General features: G+C 41.2%; 16 protein-coding genes. 5 read left to right on the top strand and 11 right to left on the bottom strand.

Annotation, left to right across the window (positions count from 1 at the left end; genetic code table 11):
* Window positions 1-192: 192 nt before the first annotated feature.
* The 5 genes from purN (at window position 193) to rimK (ending at window position 5,039) form a co-directional block, all read left to right on the top strand.
* The gene (gene purN / locus ACFSQ3_RS14020; RefSeq protein ID WP_380870197.1) at window positions 193-768 is read left to right on the top strand and encodes a phosphoribosylglycinamide formyltransferase; all 576 of its coding nucleotides are present in this window, start codon (window positions 193-195) and stop codon (window positions 766-768) included.
* A gap of 45 nt (window positions 769-813) precedes the next feature.
* Complete coding sequence (purH, locus tag ACFSQ3_RS14015) at window positions 814-2,340, top strand: bifunctional phosphoribosylaminoimidazolecarboxamide formyltransferase/IMP cyclohydrolase (RefSeq protein WP_380870196.1); 1,527 nt, start codon at window positions 814-816, stop codon at window positions 2,338-2,340.
* Window positions 2,341-2,430: 90 nt separating this feature from the next.
* Window positions 2,431-3,609 (top strand): AIR synthase related protein, encoded by a 1,179-nt coding sequence (locus ACFSQ3_RS14010; protein ID WP_380870195.1) that lies wholly within the window; start codon window positions 2,431-2,433, stop codon window positions 3,607-3,609.
* 18 nt (window positions 3,610-3,627) lie between these two features.
* Window positions 3,628-4,059 (top strand): ATP-dependent zinc protease family protein, encoded by a 432-nt coding sequence (locus tag ACFSQ3_RS14005; protein ID WP_380870194.1) that lies wholly within the window; start codon window positions 3,628-3,630, stop codon window positions 4,057-4,059.
* A gap of 41 nt (window positions 4,060-4,100) precedes the next feature.
* Window positions 4,101-5,039, top strand: coding sequence for a 30S ribosomal protein S6--L-glutamate ligase (gene rimK / locus ACFSQ3_RS14000; RefSeq protein WP_380870193.1), 939 nt, complete (start codon window positions 4,101-4,103; stop codon window positions 5,037-5,039).
* 399 nt (window positions 5,040-5,438) lie between these two features.
* Here rimK and ACFSQ3_RS13995 read toward each other — a convergent pair whose 3' ends face one another.
* The 11 genes from ACFSQ3_RS13995 to ACFSQ3_RS13945 all read right to left on the bottom strand — a co-directional run bounded on the left by ACFSQ3_RS13995 (window position 5,439) and on the right by ACFSQ3_RS13945 (window position 23,855).
* On the bottom strand, window positions 5,439-6,533 hold the full coding sequence (locus ACFSQ3_RS13995; protein ID WP_380870192.1) for a thioredoxin-like domain-containing protein: 1,095 nt from the start codon (window positions 6,531-6,533) through the stop codon (window positions 5,439-5,441).
* Between the two features lie 240 nt (window positions 6,534-6,773).
* A complete protein-coding gene (locus ACFSQ3_RS13990; RefSeq protein ID WP_380870191.1) occupies window positions 6,774-8,018 on the bottom strand; it encodes a TlpA family protein disulfide reductase in 1,245 nt (414 codons plus the stop codon).
* A gap of 565 nt (window positions 8,019-8,583) precedes the next feature.
* The gene (locus ACFSQ3_RS13985; RefSeq protein ID WP_380870190.1) at window positions 8,584-9,927 is read right to left on the bottom strand and encodes an MFS transporter; all 1,344 of its coding nucleotides are present in this window, start codon (window positions 9,925-9,927) and stop codon (window positions 8,584-8,586) included.
* Window positions 9,928-9,944: 17 nt separating this feature from the next.
* Window positions 9,945-11,777: an alpha-amylase family glycosyl hydrolase gene (locus ACFSQ3_RS13980; RefSeq protein WP_380870189.1), complete on the bottom strand. Its 1,833-nt coding sequence runs from the start codon at window positions 11,775-11,777 to the stop codon at window positions 9,945-9,947.
* A 138-nt stretch (window positions 11,778-11,915) separates the two neighbouring features.
* Window positions 11,916-14,234: a glycoside hydrolase family 65 protein gene (locus ACFSQ3_RS13975; RefSeq protein ID WP_380870188.1), complete on the bottom strand. Its 2,319-nt coding sequence runs from the start codon at window positions 14,232-14,234 to the stop codon at window positions 11,916-11,918.
* Window positions 14,235-14,297: 63 nt separating this feature from the next.
* Entirely contained in the window at window positions 14,298-14,951 is a 654-nt protein-coding gene (pgmB, locus tag ACFSQ3_RS13970; RefSeq protein WP_380870187.1) for a beta-phosphoglucomutase, read from the bottom strand.
* A gap of 19 nt (window positions 14,952-14,970) precedes the next feature.
* Entirely contained in the window at window positions 14,971-16,836 is a 1,866-nt protein-coding gene (locus tag ACFSQ3_RS13965) for a glycoside hydrolase family 13 protein (protein ID WP_380870186.1), read from the bottom strand.
* A 69-nt stretch (window positions 16,837-16,905) separates the two neighbouring features.
* Window positions 16,906-17,961 (bottom strand): SusE domain-containing protein, encoded by a 1,056-nt coding sequence (locus ACFSQ3_RS13960; protein WP_380870185.1) that lies wholly within the window; start codon window positions 17,959-17,961, stop codon window positions 16,906-16,908.
* A gap of 34 nt (window positions 17,962-17,995) precedes the next feature.
* Window positions 17,996-19,585 (bottom strand): RagB/SusD family nutrient uptake outer membrane protein, encoded by a 1,590-nt coding sequence (locus ACFSQ3_RS13955; RefSeq protein WP_380870184.1) that lies wholly within the window; start codon window positions 19,583-19,585, stop codon window positions 17,996-17,998.
* Between the two features lie 22 nt (window positions 19,586-19,607).
* The gene (locus ACFSQ3_RS13950; RefSeq protein WP_380870183.1) at window positions 19,608-22,565 is read right to left on the bottom strand and encodes a SusC/RagA family TonB-linked outer membrane protein; all 2,958 of its coding nucleotides are present in this window, start codon (window positions 22,563-22,565) and stop codon (window positions 19,608-19,610) included.
* 273 nt (window positions 22,566-22,838) lie between these two features.
* Window positions 22,839-23,855 (bottom strand): LacI family DNA-binding transcriptional regulator, encoded by a 1,017-nt coding sequence (locus tag ACFSQ3_RS13945; protein WP_380870182.1) that lies wholly within the window; start codon window positions 23,853-23,855, stop codon window positions 22,839-22,841.
* Window positions 23,856-24,584: the final 729 nt, after the last annotated feature.

Genomic DNA, 24,584 nt, shown 5'->3' with positions numbered 1-24,584 from the left:
GGCAAATATTAGACCAATTGGAAACAACAATTCGGGATTACAGAAAAGCTTACTGTAGTAAAAATGATTTTTAGCGATTCCATTCTTTTATTGGCTTAGTCCGTTATTAATAGAGAATATGAGGTTTTTGGGTCAAAAAAAACCTATATTTGGATATAACAAGATTTTCGGTATCTATTATTATTGATTTTCGTGAAAAAACGTATTGCTATTTTTGCCTCCGGATCAGGTTCCAACGCTCAAAAAATCATGGAACATTTCAAATATGCAGACCACGCGGAGGTGGCTATTGTATTAAGTAACAATCCGGACGCTTATGTGCTACAACGAGCGGACAATTTTGAAATTCCCTCCCATTTATTTGATAAAACAGCGTTTTACGAAACCGACGAAGTAGTTGACCTATTAAAACGTTTGGAAATTGACTTGGTGGTGCTTGCCGGATTTTTGCTGTTGGTTCCCGACAATTTATTGCGCGCATTTCCTAACAAAATCATCAACATCCATCCCGCTCTATTGCCAAAATTCGGTGGAAAAGGCATGTACGGAGATCGCGTGCATAAGGCGGTTTTGTCGGCAGGCGAAAAAGAACACGGTATCACCATTCATTTCGTCAACGAACATTTTGATGAAGGTGAACATATTTATCAAGCGCGCTTCACTGTGGAAGAAAACGACACGCTGGAAGTCATCAAATTTAAGGGTCAGCAGTTGGAACACGTGCATTATCCGAAGGTCATCGAAAACTTGCTCAAGAAATACAACTAAATCCGTCGTAATTATTACCTTTGCGGCTTCATAAGTAAGAAGATAATGACCCACGCCGTAAAGATCAAAAATGCCTTGGTATCTGTCTACTACAAAGACGGATTGGCTCCTCTAATTGAATTATTGAACAAATATGGAGTAACTTTCTACTCTACCGGCGGTACGGAATCCTTTATCAAGGATTTAGGTATCGGCGTAGAACGTGTAGAAGATTTGACTTCCTATCCATCGATTTTAGGTGGCCGTGTAAAAACTTTACACCCAAAAGTATTTGGCGGAATTCTTTCTCGTCGTCCGTTGGAAAGCGATAAAGAGCAATTGGAGCAATACGAAATCCCGGAAATTGACTTGGTAATCGTGGACTTATATCCGTTCGAAGAAACGGTAGCTTCAGGCGCTTCGGAGCAGGATATTATCGAGAAAATCGACATTGGTGGTATTTCTTTAATCCGCGCAGCAGCGAAAAACTTCAATGATGTTGTGATCATTTCTTCGAAAAACGATTACAAAGAATTAGAGGAAATCCTGGCCGCACAAGCGGGCGAAACATCGTTGGAACAACGTAAGTCGTTTGCGAAACGCGCTTTCAATACTTCATCGCACTACGACACGGCGATCTTCAATTACTTCAATCAAGAAGATCCACTTCCAGTCTTCAAACAATCTACACAACAAAGCCAAGTATTACGTTACGGTGAAAACCCACATCAAAAAGGTGTTTTCTTTGGCGATTTAGATAAAATGTTCGAGAAGTTGAATGGTAAAGAACTTTCTTACAACAACTTGGTTGATGTAGATGCAGCGGTAGCAATTATTGATGAATTTCAAGATCCTACATTTGCAATCTTAAAACATACAAACGCGTGCGGTGTTGCATCTCGCCCGACCGTGAAAGAAGCATGGACAGCAGCTTTGGCATGTGATCCGGTTTCGGCTTTTGGTGGCGTTTTAATTACCAACGCAACAATCGATGCGGCGACTGCAACGGAAATCAACAATCTTTTCTTTGAGGTATTGATCGCACCAGCTTATGATGCTGATGCGTTAACGATCTTGACTGCTAAGAAAAACCGTATTATCCTGAAACGCAACGAAGTGAAATTGCCGGAACAGCAGTTCAAAACCTTGTTGAACGGCGTGATTTTGCAAGATAAAGACAACACATTGGAAGGTCCGGATCAAATGACCACCGTTACGGAAATCAAACCGACGGAATCTCAATTGGCGGATTTGCACTTCGCGAATAAAATCGTAAAACATACCAAATCGAACACCATTGTTTTTGCAAAAGATAATACGTTGATTGCTTCCGGTGTTGGACAAACTTCGCGTGTGGATGCGTTGAAACAGGCAATCGAAAAAGCAAAATCTTTCGGTTTTGATGTCAACGGAAGTGCTATGGCTTCTGACGCGTTCTTCCCTTTCCCAGATTGCGTGGAAATCGCTGGCGAGAACGGTGTTGCGGCAGTATTGCAACCGGGCGGATCAATTAAAGATCAATTATCGGTAGATATGGCTAATGAAAAAGGCGTCGCGATGGTCATTACTGGCGTTAGACATTTCAAACACTAAACACATACGTTTTAAATCATACAGGAATCCCTTTCTTACGCGGAAAGGGATTTTTATTTTACTTTCCTATTCCCTATTTTTGCCCTTAACATGTCAGACTTAAAATACAATCAACGAGGTGTCTCGGCCGGAAAAGAGGACGTACACAATGCTATCAAAAACATTGATAAAGGACTCTATCCACAAGCTTTCTGCAAAATCATTCCCGATATATTGGGCGGTGACGATGCTTGGTGCAACATCATGCACGCAGATGGCGCGGGGACGAAATCTTCCTTAGCGTATGTGTATTGGAAAGAAACTGGCGACGCATCCGTTTGGCGTGGTATTGCGCAAGATGCAATCATCATGAATTTGGATGATTTGTTATGCGTTGGCGCGACAGATAACATCTTACTTTCATCGACCATTGGTCGCAACAAAAACTTAATTCCGGGCGAAGTGATTGCGGAAATCATCAACGGAACAGAAGAAATTTTGGCGGAACTTCGCGAAATGGGAATCGGCATCTACTCTACAGGTGGCGAAACAGCTGATGTGGGCGATATCGTACGTACAATTATCGTGGATAGCACGGTAACTTGCCGGATGAAACGCGAGGAAGTGATTTCTAATCACAACATTCAATCCGGTGATGTGATTGTTGGATTAGCTTCGTATGGAAAAGCAACCTACGAAAAGGAATACAACGGTGGAATGGGTTCAAACGGACTAACTTCTGCACGCCACGATGTGTTTAATAAAGCAATCGCTGAAAAATTCGCAGAAAGCTTTGATCCGGCAGTTCCTTATGATCTGGTGTTTAGCGGCAGCCGCTCCTTGACAGAAAACATTGCTATTGGCGATGGTCAGGAAATCACAGCCGGAAAATTGGTTTTATCGCCGACGCGTACTTATGCTCCTGTGATCAAACAAATATTGGATCAGCATCGCGCTCAAATTCATGGCATGGTGCATTGCTCCGGCGGTGCGCAAACGAAAGTATTGCATTTCGTGGACAAGGTGCATGTAATCAAAGATAACCTCTTCCCTATTCCTCCGCTTTTTGAATTGATTCAAAAAGAATCTGGAACAGATTGGCAAGAAATGTACAAAGTATTCAACATGGGGCACCGCATGGAATTGTATGTGCCGGAAGCTATTGCTGCGGACATTATCGCTATTTCTGAATCATTTGGCATCGATGCGCAAATCATCGGTCGCGTAGAATCTTCAGAACAAAAACAAGTAACTATTCAATCGCCATACGGCGAATTTATATATCATTAACGGACTTAAATTCGTGAAGTGAGAGAAAAAAAGACCATAGGACGTACGGAAATTGTTGATCTACCCGAGTTGGGGCTTTATAATCTGCCTGCGAAGATCGACACTGGAGCGGAAACCTCGGTAGTGCATTGTGAGGACATGGAGGTGATTGAGCAAAATGGGCACGCGTTTATTGTGGCGCATATTGCGACATCTGAAGATTCCGACGAAACATTGGAAATTCGATTGCCTGTACATCGAGAGCGAACGGTAAAAAGTTCTTTCGGACAATCGGAAACCCGACATATCTTTCTCACGAAAATTAAATTGTTCAACGAATTATACGATATCAAGCTATCATTTCGTGATCGTTCTGCGATGACTTATCCCATGTTATTGGGGCGGAACTTCATCACCGGAAAGTTTTTGGTAGATGTATCTAAAAGAAACTTAGGCAAGAATACCCGATAAAACTAATCCACCCATTCTTTGTTTTCTAAAAAAAGTACGTTTTGAAAATCGCCATTTTATCTACAAATAAAAATTTGTATTCCACACGACGTTTGGTGGAGGCCGCAGAACTTCGCGGTCATGAATGCGTCGTAATCGATCACAGTAAATGTTATGTCGGTATCCAACAGGATAAGCCGAGCATTCACTACAAAGGTCAAGATATTGCCGGGATTGACGCGATCGTTCCGCGTATTGGTTCTTCTGTCACTTTCTATGGATCGGCTATTGTTCGTCAATTCGAAGTGATGGACGTTATTTCTGCAAATCCGAGTCAAGCTATCACGCGTTCGCGCGATAAACTGCGCTGTATGCAGATCCTTTCGGGCGCCGGACTTGGTTTGCCGATTACGGGTTTTGCACGTACCGCATCGGATGTAGATGATTTGATTAGCATGGTTGGAGGCGCTCCGCTGGTAATCAAGTTATTGGAAGGTACTCAAGGAATTGGTGTTGTTTTGGCGGAAACTAAAAAAGCAGCATCATCTGTTATTGAAGCTTTCTACGGATTGGGAAATAATATCTTAATTCAAGAATACATTAAAGAATCGAAAGGTTCGGATATTCGTGCATTCGTGGTAGACGGAAAAGTGGTCGGAGCTATGAAACGTACAGCGAAGGAAGGTGAATTTCGTTCAAACTTGCATCGTGGTGGAAGTGCGGAAGTGATTAAGCTTACGCGAAAAGAGAAAGAAACAGCAATATCTGCAGCGAAAGCGATGGGATTGACCGTAGCAGGAGTGGATATGTTGGCATCTGATCGCGGACCGCTCATTCTGGAAGTGAATTCTTCTCCGGGATTAGAAGGGATTGAAACTGCAACTGGAAAAGATATTGCTAGCGAAATTATACAATATTTAGAACGGCAGCACGAAACAAAGCTTGCACTTAAGCCAGCCGTTCGGGTGAAACGCACTGTAAAAAGAGAAAGCAAACTTTAAAAGTTTGCTTTCTCTTTTTTGTAGCAGCCAAATAATCAGTGGCAAAAATAAGGTGACAATTCTTAGAAAATGGCTTCGGCGAAGCAAAGCAGAAGATAAACAAACAAATCATCGGCTCTTTCGATCATCAACTTTATAAAGGCTAAAGATCATACGAACAACCTGAGTTCGATTAATACTAAGGTTAAATTATTCAAAAAATAGCATCTGTAATACGCAAAGACAATTAATTTAACATCAGATTTTTAAAACAAATACTCACCATAAACAACTTCAATAGAATCAGTGATATTTTGTATATTATTGAATAGTTTTACCAGCAATTTCAGCAAAGCACTGATCAATGAAACCCTAGCCGATGGTCAGGTCGACAAAATACACCATTTTAAGATTGTAATTTCATAACTTTTCGCCGTTCACTTTGCTATTTAATTCCGTGTCTAAACGTGATTTCAATTGTCTAGCTTTTATATTCACAGCAAGTATACGACCGCTTGGGTCTAATAGAAAATTCGAAGGGATAAAATATATACCAAGTTTCTCAATTACAGCTTTGTCAACCTCATTTTTAATACGAGTGTTTACCCAAGTGAGTTGATCCTCTAAAACAGCTTGATGCCAAACGCCGTCATTTGTATCGAATGATACACCTAAAATTTCGAATTTTTCACTGTACTGCTCGCGAGTATTAATTAAAAACGGATGCTCAGCCCTACAGGGATCACAACCTGCGCTCCAAAATTCTATTAAAAGATACTTTCCCTTAAAGTCGTTTATAGAATATAGTCTATTATTTTTATCGGTAAACCCAAAGTCGAACAGTTGGGAGCCAACCCGATATATTTTCTTTTTTTCAATCGCTTGATTAATCTCCTCCAAACTTTTTTGGGGTATTGCTTCTTTATTTAATATACCAAGAAGAGATTCAATTTCATATATAGTGATAAAATCCATGCTTGCAAAGCTGGAAAGTATTTCAGCTGATAGGGGATGATTAGGAAACTCCTCTAATAACTCACGTGTTGTATTGACAATCTCTTCCGTCTTGCCGACATCAAGTAACATTTCCAATTTAGTTTGATCCATTGCATTAAGCATCTTTGGTATTACTACGTCGTGTGTTTCATTGCCCGAAACATGCTTAACGGAAGTTAGAACAGGTCCGTTTTCTAAAGAATCTATAGTTGAAACGATTTTAGTAATACCTTTATCAAGATATAAATATCCTGAAGAAAATCCATTTTTTGTTCTTAATGAAGCCTCCGTGGGCCCTGAGATAGCACCTGTAAACGCATATTCCAAGCCGTTCACCAAAACACTATCAATTATAGAATTATAGAATAGATAAAGGGTTCCGCGGAATGGTTTATCAAATTTGCCCTCAACCCGAAATTCAATCTTTTGACCGCAAGATATTAAGGGACAAATAATAAGGGTTAATAGTGAAATAGCCTTAATGAGTTTTATTTGTTGATCGTGTATTATTTTAAACATTGCTTTTATTTTAATTTTTCGAGATATGAGAAGCACGTGCAACGATATATGTCAAGAACATGACCACTATAGATAATGAAAAGATTGAAGTGGCTTTCTAAAAAGAATCTAGTAATATGAAATAANTATTTGCTATCATTTCGTTATCCTGTTGAATCGATTATTATTATTATTATTATTATTATTATTATTATTATTATTATTATTATTATTATTATTGACATAGAGAGAATTTAAAAACTATTTCGCCTTGCTTAATTGACGATCTAGCTCTTCCTCACTAAGATTGAATCCTACGACCGCGCCCTTTTCATCGATCAAGAAGTTTGATGGTATTCCGGAAATTTTGTATTGTTTCGCTACGACATTATTCCATCCTTGCAAATCCGAAACATTTAACCATTTTAAATTTTCCCTCTGAATAGCTTTTATCCAATTTTCACGATCCGTGTCTAGAGATATGCCGATAATTTCAAAATTTTCACCTTTATGCTTATTGTAAATATTTTTAAGGGAAGGCAAATCTGCCAAACAAGCGCCACACCAACTAGCCCAAAATTCAATTAGTAAAGTTTTTCCCCTAAGTTGAGATAATGTTCGTTGATTTCCATTCCAATCTGTTTGAGTGAAATCTATCGCTTCCATACCAAGGATATCTGTACCAAATACTTTCGAGGTTATAAAATTGTTAATTCTCCGTCCTGTTGGTAGATTTTTTATCCTTTTTGAAAGATTGTTGTATAGGATATTAAGGGTTTGTATATCCATTCCCGGACTATAACAATATTCTTCAAGTTCTACAGTTGATGCCGGAGAGCCGGGATGATCCTTTATAAAGTTCAGAATTTTATCGTTATAATAAACTGGATATTGCTTACGCGCAAAATCCATCACAATCGGTCGTACGATGGAGTCTTTATATTTTTTGTCATCGATTTCCGGATACTCATTAAGTAGTTGTATATATTTTTCTTCGATGACTTCTTGAAAACCATTTTTTAATTTTAAGAGTAGTGCATATTCCTTTTGAGCATTTGTGGGATTAATAATATTGCTTTTTGCAATAACACTATCGGTTATAATATGACATTGACTTGCCTCAGCCATGAAATTGTAAAAATCATCCAATTCTGCTGCAATTTCATTCAGACCTTTGCTGGGGTTTTTACTAATTACATCATCCGGATAAAACGTCAAAAATGACCTACGCGGTTCGTTTAATTGTGTGGTTATTTTTATGACGTTATTTTCAGCTTCTGGTAAGATTAAATTTCCTCCAATCATTATCAAGAATTTACCAGAACGATTTTTCAGTTGATTAATATCAATTGTCAATTCAAAGAGTCCTGAATCCCCTTCGTTACGGATCTCTTTGTCACATGCAAAACTAGTGTTCATGCATATTGCTGTTGTGATAACTAATAATAAGTAGGGAATTACTTTAATAATTGTAGTTGTACGAATTGGTATCAATATAATTTTCACAGTATAAAGGTTTGTGGCTTATTCATTATAGCACAATATAGAGAAAATTATCGTTAAATATTTTTTTTCATCTAGACTTCACAAAATTTAGATTTTATAAAACCTTAATTATACTTCTATTAATCAAATAGTGGAAATTTAAAAAGTAAAATCGGAGCATAAATTTGTACTTGAAATAACATTTTTAACTGTCATTTAATATCTCAGTAATCTGTTCATGTACTTTACACCGACTCTACTGCCATCTGTAATCAATAATATACTTATCGGCATCTCATTGTATTTTTTCATAATTATAAGAATATAAAAACAGAACAAGTTAATAACGAATAAATACATTTCAATTTCTAACCATATAGGCATGTGTAAATCATCATCAGAATTACAACTACCCTTCAAAAAGCATCTATCTCAAAAATCAATTTTAGCTATTTCATAACAATTTGGTTTTCAAATCTAAACTAACCAGATAGCAAAGGATCGAAATTTTTAGTAAATTTCGATCCTTTGCTATTACTCAAGCGAATGCGGTATCATCTACCAAATTTTGTTCTGATTTCCTATTTTACGCCTTAATCCTTCGTACGCTGATCGCTCCGATAATCATCAAACATCCTGCCCCAAGCAATGCATAAATGGCTTGCCCTTGAAACACATATTTGATTAAATATCCACTGGTTAATCCACTAACGATTTGTGGAAAGGTGATAAAGAAATTAAACAAGCCCATATACAAGCCCATCTTCCGCGCCGGCAAACTATCGCTCAATATCGCATACGGCATTGCCAAAATACTTCCCCAAGCAATTCCAATTCCAACCATAGAAAGAATCAGCATTTCCGGTGTGCTCATAAAGTAAATGGAGCCGAGCGCTAATCCTCCGATCGTTAATGACAATGCATGCGTAGCTTTTCTACCGATCTTTCGCGTAATGCTCGGCAAGCACAAAGCATACACCGCCGATACCGCATTATAAATCCCAAACAAAACACCAACCCAATTACCCGCATCCGCATAACCAACCGAAGTAGTATCTCCGGCAGGCACATTGTAGATATGTTCAGCAATTGCTGGCGTAGAAAAAACCCACATCAGAAATAACGCAAACCAAGAACAAAATTGCACCACGCCGAGTTGGCGCATAGCAGTTGGCATGTTTTTAATATCTTCTGCTAACCCAACGAAAAATCCGCGTTTAACTGTATTATCCATTTCTGCTTGCCCTTCGCCGGATTCAAAACGTTCCAATTCTTCGGGAGAATATTCCTTCGTTGTGAATACCGTCCATAGCACGCTAATCAGCAAAACCGCCGCACCAACGTAAAAAGAATAAATTACATTATTCGGCACAAAGCCTGTTTCTGCTACCTTGGAAACGCCTCCATATTCAGCAAGAATATAAGGAAACCAGGATCCCAAAACCGCACCCAATCCGATCAGGAAAGTTTGCATGGAAAATCCCAAACTTCGCTGTTCGCTGGGTAAATTATCAGCTATTAATGCACGAAAAGGTTCCATGGTGACATTGATGGATGCATCCATAATCATCAACATCCCCGCACCGATTAACAAGGGCGGTAACATCGCAGCCAAAACGGCAGAATTCGGCATAAATATCAATGCGATGGCTGTGAACAGCGCACCACCAAAAAAATATGGTCGACGTCGACCTAAGCGATTCCAAGTACGATCGCTATAATGCCCAATAATCGGCTGTACAATCATCCCCGTTAAAGGCGCAGCCAGCCAAAAGAGCGACAAATGTTCTACATCTGCGCCGAAGGTTTGCAAAATGCGTGAAGCATTTCCGTTTTGCAATGCAAAACCCATTTGAATACCTAGAAAGCCGAAGCTCATGTGAAAGATTTCCGCAATGGTCAATCTAGGTTTCTTTATCGTCGTTTCCATGCTATTATCGATCTACTTTAAAACTTTAGAATCAGCGATTGATTCGCTGGCAGATGTACTGAAATATGATCTTCAATCGCTGAAGTGGTTATTTCCTGTCCGCTCAACAAATCTTTCATTTGTAACGATTTTCCTTGTAAATGAAAAGCTTGGCGCACATCTTCCGGCAGATTAATACGAACATGTTGTTCGTTTTTTTCGAAATTGTTGACGATCAAAACCTGCTCCTTTTCGGTGAAACGAATATATGCATACACGCGTCGTGGCATCTGATCATTACCGTACTGCGCAGACATCAAATCATAGAATCCACCTTCACTAATCGCTTTTTCTTCGCGTACTAAACGTAACAATGTTTTGTAAAACTGACGTAAATCCTTCTCCGAATCGTTCAATTTTCCGCCATCGAAAGCACCGCCGTTCATCCATTTCTGATGCTGTGGCACGCCCCAATAATCGAAAATCGTGGTACGTCCATCTTCTCCGCTGAAGCCAGAATTCCCCGCTCCCGGTTCGCCAACTTCTTGCCCGCTATAAATCATCACCGGACTGGTCGACAACGTTGCTGTAACAACCATGGCGGGAACGATTTTCCATGCATTTCCTGCAAAATTAGGCGAAGCGATTCGTTGCTCGTCGTGATTCTCTAAAAATCGCAACATCTTCGATGAATATCCTTTTACTTCATGACGCCAAACATCCTGAATACCTTGCGAGCCGGCATGATCCTCATGGCGTGTCAGCACTTTCAGCGTATCATAAAGTCCTACTTTATCATATAAGAAATCAAATTTACCTACGTCATAAAAAGAGGCATATTCGTTTTTGTTATAGGCTTCCCCGATAAATAACACATTCGGATATTGCGTTTTCACTTCTTGAACTACCCAACTCCAAAATTCTACTGGCACCATTTCCACCATATCGCAACGGAAACCATCCACGCCTTTCGCCGCCCAAAACAATAGGATATCGCGCATTTTATTCCACAGCGGTGGAATTGGTTCAAAATGTTTGTTGCCATTTTGCTGAAAATCTACGCCGTAATTTAGCTTGATCGTTTCGAACCAGTCATCTTTAGATGGCGTAGCGGAAAACACATTGTTTCCGGTTGCTTTTGCCGGAAACTCATCGAATTGGCCATCTTTGTTCGGCGCATGAAAATCGTCTCCTCCCGGATTATAACCATGTGGAACCTGCAAATGCTGATCCGGCAGATAATAGAAATCATTGTTCGCGGAGAAAGCAACGGATGTATTATCATCGGCGCCCAAATCGCGAACGCCTTCCGGCTTTTGATCGGAATGATAGGAACGCGCGACATGGTTCGGCACAAAGTCCATAAGCACTTTCATGTCCGATTGATGCGTGCGTTTAATCAACGCTTCGAACTCCTGCATCCGATTATCGACATTTGTCGCAAAATCCGGATTCACGTCGTAATAATCTTTGATCGCGTACGGCGAACCTGCACGACCTTTTACCACATCCGGATCATCCATTTTGATACCGTTGTAATCCGTCATGGTTGCATGCTCCAAAACGCCCGTGTACCACATATGCGTAATCCCAAGATCTTTCAATTCTCGCAATGCCTTTTCCGAATAATCATTGAATTTTCCGACGCCATTTTGTTCCAGAGAACCGTAGTACGCGTTAGTCGTATTTTGATTACCGAAATGACGAACCATGGATTGATAAATAACCAACTTGTTATTCTCGGTAGGTTCGTTTAGCGTATTATTTTTATCGAGCAATTCTAATTTGTTCATATGCGAGGCACAGGATGATCCCATTATTAATGTAAATAGCAACGGCCAATATCCGCCACCTTTTGCAATATACTTCATTTCTGCTTTTATGTAAGATGGACAACCTTCCGGCGGTCGACCTTTGTTTTACCTTGGCACTTCTGTATTTGCTGTTCAATTTATGCAACAGCAAAAAAAGGTTACCATTCGCGATGATAACCTTTTTAGACCATTTTATTATTCCGAAATCGCTATGTTTTCCAACGTAATTTCTCCATTAGCTTCTACATTCTGCGATTGGCCGTTTACAACCAAATTAGCTGTTGAATCTCCCGAATTTTTGAATTTCAGTTGGTTTTTGCTAACAGCAACCTGCAAATCCGCACCGCGGAAATGAATACGGAAGTTGTAACCATTCCATTCTTTTGGCAGAATCGGTTGGAAATGTAATTTGCCATCGCGCACACGCAATCCGGCAAATCCCTCAACAATCGTCATCCACGTTCCGGCCATGGAAGTGATATGCAATCCATCTTCCGTGTCGTTGTTATAATCGTCTAAATCTAATCTCGACGTACGCAAATAGAATTCATAAGCCTTATCTTCCTTACCGAGCTTCGCTGCCATGATCGCATGCACGCATGGCGATAAAGAACTTTCATGCACAGTTAATGGTTCGTAGAAATCGTAGTTGCGACGGATGGTTTCCAAATCATATTGATCTTCCAAAAAGTAAAGCCCCTGCAATACGTCCGCTTGTTTGATATAACAAGAACGCAAAATACGATCCCAGCTCCATTTTTGATTCAATGGTCGCTCGGATGCCGGCAATTCACTCACCGGAATTAATTCTTTATCCAAAAATCCGTCCTGCTGCAAGTACACGCCGCGCTCCGCATCCTCCGGATAGTACATATTATCGATGATATGTTGCCATTTGTCTTTCTCCGAAGCATCGAAGTTTAATGTTTTGAAAATGTCTTCCAATCGGTTCACATCTTCAGATTCCACATGCTGAATAGCTTGCAGCGTGTATTTCAAACACCAACTGGCAATACGATTGGTGTACCAATTATTGTTGACGTTGTTTTCATATTCGTTTGGTCCGGTTACGCCAAGCATCACATATTGTTGCTTTTGCTCGCTCCAATTAACACGTTGTGCCCAAAAGCGAGCAATGCCGATCAGTACGTCCAAACCGTATTCTTGCAAATAACTACTGTCACCCGTATAACGCACATAATTATAAATGGCGAATGCGATTGCACCATTTCTGTGGATTTCTTCGAAGGTAATTTCCCATTCGTTGTGGCATTCCTCACCGTTGATCGTTACCATTGGATACAGCGCTGCGCCATTTTTGAAACCTAGCTTTTCTGCATTTTCGATCGCTTTTTGCAAATGCTTGTGGCGATAAACCAACAAATTGCGAGCGATTTCCGGTTTTGTAGTCGCCATGTAAAACGGCAAACAATATGCTTCGGTATCCCAATAAGTGACACCGCCGTATTTTTCGCCGGTAAATCCTTTCGGACCGATATTTAAGCGCGCATCTTCTCCCGTGTAGGTTTGATACAATTGAAAGATATTAAAACGGATGGCTTGTTGCGCAGCGACGTCACCATCGATCTGAATATCACTATCCTTCCAAATTTTCGACCAACCTTCTTCCTGTTTCGCCAGCAAATCGGCAAAACTTTGCGCATTGAAATTTTCAGATAATGCAGTCGCTTCTTTTAACAGGTTTTCAATCGGATGATTTTCGCTGGTAACAATCGCCACCTTTTTATATAATGTCGCCGTTTGTCCTTCGTTAAGATGGAAATCAAATTGTTGCGCTACATATTTTTCCTGATTGATGACTTGGCTTACTACGATGTTTTGATCAGCCGAAACCAGATTTTGTGAAACACGAGAAAGCACCTCAAACCCAGTTTTCTTGGTGCGAAGTTGCAAAGCGATGTGTTGATCATCCGCGGAACGCGAAACCTCATCCCAAAACTTCTCCTCGTAATTCGAGTCCCGATTGCTAATATCGCCATCCAAACCCGATTCCAATTGAATTTCTGCGCGGCCACGAAGCACCTTTATTTCGTAAGCCAAAGCGGCAGTTTGCGATTCATGGACGCTGTATAACCGACGAGAAGTAATCGCCAGTTCGGTGTTGTCGGCCAACGTCAATTCAACTTGACGATGTAACACGCCGGATTTCATATCCAAACGGCGTTCGAAACGCGTAACTTTTGCTTGCGCTAAATCGACAAGCTGTCCATTTACCGTCAGGTGCAAACCAATCCAATTCGTAGAATTGATCACTTTCGCAAAATATTCTGGGTAACCGTTTTTCCACCAACCTACGCGTGTTTTATCTGGATAGTAAACCCCTGCAATGTAGCTTCCTTGCAATGATTTACCTGAATAATCCTCTTCGAAATTAGCGCGCTGCCCCATTCGGCCGTTTCCGATGGAGAAAATACTTTCCGAAATCTCATTGTACTCTGGGCGGAATTGATCTTCGATAATTTGCCAAGAATCTTTAACTATATAATCTTTCATTCGTTTTGTGCTTGTTAATATCGCATCATTTACGGCACGAAATCGCCGATGATAATGGCATGCTTACTTGACTAATTTCCCTAAATTGGCGACCAATGCGTCGGCGTCCGGCAAGGCGCCCTCTTCACCAATTCCAACTACGGCCATTCCGCCAGCGATTGCCGCAGCAACGCCTGCTTCTGCATCTTCAAATACTAAGCAATCGGCAGGTTGAACCTCCAATTTTCTTGCTGCGCAAAGGAAAACTTCTGGATTCGGTTTCGATAAACTCACTTCGTTCCCATCGACGATCGCATCAAAAAAACGAGCGATCCCTGTCTTATCAAGAATCAGCGGCGCATTCTTACTGGCGGATCCCAAAGCGATTTTCTTACCTTCAGCGCGCGCTTGTTCCAAGAATGCCAAAACACCCGGCAGCAGATCGGAAGCCGTCATTTTAGCCACCATTTCCAAATACCAGTCGTTCTTCTTTTTCGCCAATTCCAACTTCTCGGCATCTGTTTTTTCAACGCCACCCCACGCTAAAATTTTCTCCAACGATTCTACGCGACTGACGCCTTTCAACTGCTCGTTTTGAGCCACCGTAAAATCGAATCCCAATTCATTTGCTAAACGTTTCCAAGCTTCATAATGGAAAACCGCTGTATCGACCAGCACGCCGTCCAAATCGAAAATGTAGGCTGGACGATTTAATATTGTTGTAGTTCCTAAACTCATTGTTGTGTTGTTTCTTTCGCTATTTTAATTCCAATGCCACCGCCGAATGACCCGCAATTGTGATTTCGTTGGTGATATCCATTTCGTCTTCCGAAACGATGTTCCATCCTTTGGTATATTTTTGAATGCGTTCTGCGAAACGATTTGTTTTGATGGATTTTTCACTTTCGTTTGTGTTCATCACAATCATGACCGTTTTTTCATCATTGTAGCGGAAATACACATAAACGCCATCTTCCGGCACGAACTGCATCATTTTTCCGGTTTGTAAAACGGCATTTTCTCGACGATATACAGCAAGGTTTTTCACCAAATCGAATACGTCATTCTCGACATCATTTCGACCATCTGCAACAAATTTATCCTGCTTATCACCTTCCCAACCGCCTGGGAAATCTTCTCGCACTTTACCGTCAGGATCGGCAAAATTTTTCATCGCGATCTCCGCTCCGTAGTAAAGTTGAGGAATTCCGCGTGTGGTCAGTAACCAAGTTAATCCCGATTTGTATTTATCGATATCTTCATCGACGACCGATAAAAAGCGACTCACATCGTGGTTATCTAGAAAGACCACATTGCGTGTTGGGTCTTTGTAGACAAAATCATTGGCCAAAACGCTATACAAACTATTCACGCCCGCTGTCCATCCGAATGGTTCATTGAAGGTTTTGTTGATAGCATGATAGGTTTGAAAATCCGTCACCGCCTGAAGATGTGTATCAAAAGGTTGGTTGATCGTTTTACCTTCGGTAAATGCTGCCTGATTAGCAATACCGTGCACCCAAGTTTCCCCGAAATAAGTCATGCTCGGATATTCTGCAGTAATATCCTGCGCCCATTTCGCCATGTAATCGGCATCGTTATAAGCATACGTATCCAACCGAAATCCATCTACACCCGCATACTCGATCCACCAAATATGGCTTTGCGTGATATAATTTTGCATAAATTCGGTGCGCTGATTGAGGTCTGGCATCGATGGAACAAACCATCCATCGGTCATTTTCAACTTATCGGATTGTGATGCGTATGGATCGAACAAAACCTGATCTTTATAGGTCGTATTAGTGTACTCATCCCAGTGGTTCAACCAATCTTTTGTAGGTTGCGATTTCACGGTCCAATGTTCCGATCCGACGTGGTTATGCACCAAATCTTGAATCAATTTCATGTCGCGTTTGTGCAATTCATCTGCCAGTTTGCGGTATAATTCGTTGGTGCCTAAACGTGGATCAACCTGATAAAATTCCGTTGCGGCATAACCGTGATATGATGCTTTTTCCATGTCATTGGTCAACACTGGATTCAACCAAACGGCGGTTACTCCCATATCTTTTAGATAATCCAACTTGTTGATTACACCTTGAATGTCGCCTCCGTGACGATAATACATTGAATCGCGATTCATGGCCGTTTCGCGCGCGTTTTTGATCACATCGTTGTTTGGATCGCCGTTCGAAAAACGATCGGGCATAATCAGATAAATAAAATCTTCGTTGGTTACGCCTTGTGCTTTTTTCTGTTTAGCATCGCGAGCAGCCAATGTATATGGCATTACCAAATCCTTTTTCCCTTTTGCAGAAAACGTAATTTTAACATCACCAGCTTTTGCACTTGGATCGATTTTAATGTCCAAAAACAAATAATTCGGACTGTCTACGCGATTTACTTTCAACAGCTCAACGCCTTTGTAATCGATCTTCGGCGTACGACCATTTAGATCGGGATGAAAAACCATAAGCTGTACGTTGGGATTATTCATGCCCACCCACCAGCTTATCGGCGCAATACGTGGCGCATCGCTAGCGCGCATTTCCTGCGCACTTGCAGCATGCCAAGTGCTTCCTATGATTGCAGCAGCGGCAAAGAATTTCGTTAACTTCATATTTCTATCGTTTTATAGCTAAAAAAAGGTGCCCTTGCTATCGCTGCGAGGACACCATGAAATTATTAATTATTGTGCTTCGATCGTGTAGGTGTAGTATCCCGCATTTCGTAGATCGAGCGTTACTAGATAGCGCCCGGCTTCGGTAATTTGCAAATCGCCCCCGCCGTAACTTAGAACGCCAGCTCGTGCTCCAGCTCCAAAGCTTATAGTCCATGCTTTATTAGCACGGAATTTGAAAGGTCCGGCCGAGAAATCTACAGTGGCCGTCCAAACGTTTTCCTTTTCATCGTATGTTAGAGCAACATCATCGTTATCGCCCCAACCCTTCGCTGCGGCACCAATGATCCCCCAAGTTACTGGAGTAGCAGTCCATGTTAAAGCTTCAGTATCCGCTTTCAACAAGTAATAACCACCTGCGGGTACTTCTAAATTATCTGCGTTGCCAGCATTACTTAACTTTCCGGTTGTTCCTCCGTAGTTCGTACCACCCCAATTCGCCTGACTAGAGAATTTGAATGCTAAATTTCCTGCAGTAAAGTTCGCGTAGCCTTCATACTTCGTATCGCTATTGATCGATCCGACGCGAAAATCGTTACTATGTACCCAATTATTTAACGCTCCAGCGATAAATAACGACGGAAGCATAACCACATCTTCGTAAGGTGTAACCTTCAACTCCAATACATTGGAATATTGAACCTTATTAGGCGCCAATGTTAACGCCAACCGAGCAACGAGATTGGACTGTTCTTCCAATGGAAGTTTAGCTTCAATCATCGCTGTATTTAGTTGTTGAACCGTCGCTGCCGCTGTGGTACCTTGCGCGTCGATCGTCAAGATAGGTGCACCTTGAAAATTACGCTCTTTCGTACTGATTTGGACTGCGTAAGTTAAAATATTTGTACTGACTTCATTATTCGACCAATTGACATCCAATGGCGACCAGTTAAAAATCACCGCTGTATCCGCTGCGTTTTCCTGTAGTAAGATCAACGAATCTGTCGAAGCGGTCAATGTCGGCAATTCTCCGATATTGACAGTAACCATCTCACTATCTTTTTCACAAGCGCTGAATATCGCCATACTGGCAATAGCTACAGCTAAATATGGTGTGAATCTCATGTTTATTTATTCCTAAAATTTCAAATATGGTTGATTAATAGCCTGGATTCTGTGTTAGGTTTGGATTCGCGATAACATCAGATGCTGGTAATGGATAAATACTTCTAAATTCAGGAATCGATGTTCCCGCAGCAGTTCCACCTTTGAAAGGCCATGAGTATGCATTGCCGGTATATCGACCAAAGCGAATCAAGTCTGTACGGCGATAACCTTCCCAATAGAATTCGCGCGCACGCTCATCCAAAATAAAATTCAAGTCGATGCTGCTCACGTTTCCGGAATCGTTGCCGTATGCACGACGACGAACTTCATTTACATAATTGATAGCCTCGCCCATATTGCCACCGCCACCCCGTAGTACGGCTTCAGCATAAATTAAATAAGCATCCGCTAAACGCATTAAAGGAAAATCGATAGAAACTTGTGTACCATCGTTCGATGGAGCCGCTTGGCCCGCACGGTCTATATTTTTAAACTTTGTAACTGCCAATCCTTGTTGAAATATGCTCGGGTCGCTGATCGCTGGATTCTCGCCAAAGAACATTGCACGGCGATCTGTGCGTCCGCTTGGGTCAGAAAATTTGGCTGGTAAAGTACGGCGACTACGGTTTCCACCCCATCCGCCACGCGGAATACCCAATGCTGCCATATCCATTCCTGCACCGCTGGAGGAGTTTACCAAGAAAGTTGTACCGCCAAAATTCTGCGTTCTAATCGCATCATAATTGATCGACAGAATAACCTCATCTTGTCCGATATTATTGTCGGCTAAGAAAAGATGCGCATAGTTTGTTTTCAACGTGTAAGCAGAGTTGATCACGCGAGATGCATAAGTCAACGCATCTGCATAACGACCTGTTCCTGTGTACACTTCAGCATTCAGATAAAGTTTGGATAGCAACATCCATGCTGCAGCTTGATCTGCACGACCATATTCGTTTTGGCGTGGAGCAACCAATTCTTCTTGCACAGCTAACAATTCCGATTCTACATATTGAAACAATTCACCGCGAGAAATTTGCGTTGGCGGCGTTTTTCCAATCGCATTTTCTTCGGTAACGAACGGCGGATTTCCGAACAAATCCATCATCACCCAATATTGGAAAGCACGCAAGAAACGTGCTTCCGCACGAAAAGCACGTACAGCATCTGCGTCCTCGCCAACAATACCACGAGCTGCAAGCTTCTCATCAGCACTTTCTCTGATAAAGTCGTTCGCAACAGTAATTTGATACATTGAACGAGCATACATACCCAAAAGAATAACGTTATTGGACGACCACGTCAAATTGTTGATTTCCGAAACTCCTGGATCTTGTACCCAAGCACAAATAGCATTATCTGAAGCCACTTCCTGTAAGTTAAAATACAAACGCAGAAAGTCAGAAGCTCCTTGATCGATACCTTTAATATCTGCACCTGTGTCATCAGAAATACCTTTACCGCCACCCATAGCCATACTTCCATAAACTTTAGCCAAAGATTGCTTGTATCCGCCGACGGTTTGATAAACTACATCTGATGTAACATCATTCAGTGGCACTAAATCCAATTTATCGTGACATGCAGATGCACTTAATAATATGGAAACTGCTACTATATATTTTAGAAAATTGCGTTTCATAATTTCTTCTTTTTTAATACGATTAAAAATCAAGGTTAACCCCTAATACAAAAGTGCGCGGACGTGGGTAAAGGTTATTGTCGATACCTTTTTGTACTTCAGGATCAATCCCGTGATAACCACTTAGCACAAAAACATTCTGTACATTTCCAGAAACACGAATGTTTCGTCCTTGTCCCAAAGCATCTTGGAAGTTGTATCCTACCGAAATGTTATCCATACGTAAGAATGATCCGTCATGCAAATAGAAATCACTAAGTGCTCTATTTGTGGCAAAATTGCTATTTGTGATGTTGTTCGGCGCATTATTGATGATTCCAATCGGACTCAACACATTGGTTTTAATACCTAAATTAGAGCCGATGTTATCATAAATACGTTGTCCAAGATTTGCGCGTAGTACCGTGCTGAATGTCCAATTTTTGTAATCGATGCCGGTAGAAAAACCTAACAAATAGCGCGGAAGTGGTGATCCGAATAATTTTCGATCGGCATCGTTACCGACACCATCACCATTTAAATCTGCGTAAACACCTTCCAAAGGACGTCCGTCCGCATCATAAACTTGTTGTTGCAATCGATAGGTAAATGGGGTGTGACCAACAACGTGTGCTTGTACATTCTGTCCAGTTCCTCCGGTAATACCACCCACTTCTACAAAATAGTTGGGGTCTGGCACTGCAGTCAGATTGGTCACTTTATTGGTATTATAGGTAAAGTTGAAATTCACATTCCAGCTGAAATCATCACGACGGACAGGAATGGCATTCAAATTAAACTCGACACCCGTGTTCTCCATATTACCCACATTTGTCAACAAGAAGTTGCTAAAGTTGGTACCGATGGGAATTGGAATAGTACTTAATAAATCGCTCGTTTTCTTGCGATAAATATCAACGCTACCATCGATACGGTCGCCAAGAATTCCGAAATCTATACCAGCATTATAAGTAGCTGTACTTTCCCAACGAAGGTCGCTATCGTAGGCGATTGGTGTGTACGTGCGATAAAACTCATCACTAAATTGATATTGTGCCTCATTTACACTGATGTAATAATTTGGCAAGTACGAGTAGTTGGCGATACCATCTTGTTGCCCGGTAACTCCATAACTCAAACGAAGGTTAAGTTTTGACAGTGTCGCAACATCTTCCAAGAAAGATTCCTTATTTACTCTCCAAGTAACACCTGCTGATGGAAAAAAGCCCCAACGATTTTCTGGGCTGTAACGAGATGAACCATCTGCACGTAATGTTCCAGAAAGAATGTATTTCTCATTCGCTGTATATGTTGCACGTCCGAAATAGGAAATTAAGCGATTCTGTTGGATATCACGAGGAAATACTGGCTCAGTGAGCACAGAGCCGTCTGCTCTTAATCTGTCGTAATTTCTGGTAAGTGTTTTGTAATCGTAATATCCATATCCAGCGGTAGCATCCAAATGACCATTGATATTGGAGAAGTGTTTGTTATAGTTTAAGTAGAACTCACCAACCAAATTTGTGTAATCGTTCATGTAACGCGTCTGTAGACCTTGCGTGCTATTTTCGAGCGCCGCAAATGCAGGAACAAATACATTACCTTTTCCACGAGACACATCGTAACCCAAATTCAAGTTTGCTCGCAAACCGGAAACGAAAGGCATGGAATAGTCGAGCTGTACGTTACCAAAACTGCGCGCAACCTTTGAGTTGTCGTCTTTAAGTTGAAGCATTGCCACGGGATTACGAGGTGCTAATGGATGTGGCACATCTCCTTGCATATACTCAAAGTAATTCCCATATGCATTCTCCTGATAAACGGGCTGTGTAGGATCGAAAACCATAGCTGCACCAATCGCACCGTCGTTAGCAAACATGGCGTTTTGCAACGATCCCTTTAGGTTCACATCTACTTTCAAACTCTTATCAAAGAATTTAGGGGTTACCGACAAACTTGCGCTAGTACGATCCATCACATCGCGTAGCAAAACACCTTGTTGATTGAGGTAACCTACTGACGCACGGTACGGCACACCTTTGTACGCTCCAGCAATACTTAGGTTGTTATCGGTTGTAAATGATGTACGATAAATCTCTTTTTGCCAATCTGTATTTGCTTCACCAAGACGCGCAATTTGTGCAGGAGTACCATAGGTGTTTACATAGGAGCGTAACGAATCCGCCGACATCACGTCGTAATATTTACTGATCGTTGACAAGGAATTTACCGTACTAAAGTTTATGCGTGGCGCACCGCTAGCACCTTTTTTTGTGGTGATTAAAACAACCCCATTCGAGGCGCGAGAACCATAAATAGCGGTTGCATTGGCATCTTTCAAAACAGTAAATGATTCGATATCATTCGGATTGATTAACGACATGGGACTGGCTGTACCACTTACCACGGTAGGGCTGAATGGCACTCCATCAATTACGTAAAGCGGATCGTTACTTGCATTCAAGGAAGCTCCTGCCCGAATACGCACAGTACTTCCGGAACCTGGACGACCGCCTGAGGAGGTAATTTGCACACCAGCAGCTTTACCTTGTATAAGTTGTTCCGGCGTGGTAATAACTCCGCTTTGGAAATCCTTTGATCCAATCGCCGTTACTGATCCAGTCAATTGATCTTTGCGTTGACTACCGTAACCGATAATAACGACCTCTTCCAGTTCGCTGGAAGATTCCGTCAACTGAAAATCCAAATTATTAGCGCCGGCGGCAATCGAAATGGATTTGGTCATGGTTTCGAAACCAACGATCTCCACGCTGACGCTACGATTTCCTGTAGCAATAGAATTAATGGAATAAGCTCCCGCTTGATCCGTAGAAGCAGCTGATTGAGATCCGAGAACGCGAACGGTTGCTCCTTGTACTGCTTCTCCGCCACGTGTGGTTACACGTCCAGTCAATTGACTCGTTTGCGAATAAGCAGATACCATAAGCACCATTAGCAGGCCAAAAATCGAGGCTGCACGCAATGTAAATTTGCTCATCATAACATTACTTGGGTTTATATTTGTATTTGTTGTTTGTGTTTTTCAAAAAGCAAAAAGCCATGGCAGGTATGAAATCTTGAAGACTTCTTTCTACGCTCTTTCCTAATTTGGAAAAAGCATCGATCAAATTCGCGCACGGTTTGTATTCTGTTTATTTATAATTGGAGCATTAAGCTCATATCATCAATTTGAGATCGTTCCCGGGAACGTTCCCATAACGGAAGCTAAGGTAATATAAAATTCGAGTTACGCCAAAAAACTATTTGAGATTTTTCACGCTTTCGTACTCGAAGCTTGGAAAATTAGTTCGGAATCTAAAAACACTATTTCCCGTACACCTCCTTGCTTCCGTCCACAAAGTATATCGAAAAGTTGCGTGGTGGCTTGGATCCCCATTTCGTAAGCTGGCTGTTTTACTACGCTCAAAGCTGGTTGCAACATATCGGCAATATCCAAACAAGAGAAACAAATCAATTTAAGATCATTTGGAATCGTAAGGTTTAATGCCTTTGCTACGCGAATAGTGCTCATTGCCAATCGTTCTACCGATGCGAATATAGCATCTGGCTTTTCATTGAGAATGAGTTCTCGAATATCTTCATAATTGATAACCGCTTCATTTGAGGTATCGAGAATCAGTCGGTCATCAATCGGTAAAGCAGCGTCGTGTAAAGCTTTTTTATATCCTTCCATTCGAATCCGACCGATAGAAACATCCTTGTTAACCGCCAAGTAAGCGATTCGCTTTGCATCATTCTCGATTAAATGCTTGGTGGCCTCATAGCTGGAATCAAAATCGTTACCAGTAACGCAAGCTGTTGGAACATCCTCATAATAGCGATCAAAGAATACAATCGGTACCTTATTATATTCGAGCAGCTTCAAATACTCATGGCTATTACCTTCGCCAGATCCAGACATGATTACGCCATCGACACGTCCATTAACTAATGTTTGTATAATTTCCGCTTCTTTTACCGCATTATGATCCGTCACATAAATAAGCACATGGTAGCCATTACTACGTGCCACCCATTCAATGCCTTTTATAGCTTGAGAGAAAAATTTGTTTCCGAATTCGGGAATAATAATAGCAATAGTTTGGCTTTTGCTTCCACGCAGATTGCTGGCGTAAAGATTCGGTGAAAAGCCCAATTCCTTTGCTTTTTCCAAAATACGCTCCTTAGTCCTCGGGTTGATATCTTGGTTATCTCGGAACGCGCGCGATACCGTTGATTTGGATAGCCCCAAAGCTGATGCTAATTCTACGATTGTGATGTTACTCGCCATAATAAATGAATGCACAAACATAATCAAAAACAAGTCGATTTTGTGCATATAATTGAAGGACCTGTAAGCTCCTTTGCGTCACGAGGAATTCGCTGTTAACAATTTAAAACCCTCAACATAATTCATAGTTATTACAACACAATTAAAAATGCGGCATTGCTTTCTCTTTAAAACGTATACAAATGCAAAACGCGGCAAACAATCAAGCCAAGCTATTTACGATTTAATACGCGTTAAGTAATTACGTTAAAAATAAATAATAGATCGACAAAACAGATAAGGTTGATCGCGTTGATGATTGGTAAAGTGTTAAGACAAAAAAGGTGTTGACTAGTAACATTGGCTACGCGAAGTACCATTATCAGAATGGACGGATTGACATGGTCAACATAGCAAGAAGTAATAGTAACTTCAAGCGTTAGTTTATTTTATAAATACTGCCTCCCTACGAAATCGGTAATCTTCGCCAAGTAGGAAACTATCTATTGAAGGTAGGTATTGAAATAATAACGGGCATTAAAGGCATTTACTCTACGCTAAAATAACCTGTCTACCTCTTTAACTATTACCGCCGGTCACGAATAACTTCTATCATTCGAATATAGAAATGTAAGCCTATAAACACAAAAAAGCCCTTGCGATTATGCAAGGGCTTTTAGTATAAAATTAGGCACCGACCTACTCTCCCACCTGTTACGGCAATACCATCGGCTCTGGCGGGCTTAACTA

Origin of the sequence: Sphingobacterium corticis, assembly GCF_042684745.1 — a bacterium.
Lineage (GTDB): Bacteria > Bacteroidota > Bacteroidia > Sphingobacteriales > Sphingobacteriaceae > Sphingobacterium > Sphingobacterium corticis.
Note: the sequence above shows the minus strand (reverse complement) of the source record. Positions and strands in the feature narration are given on the sequence as shown.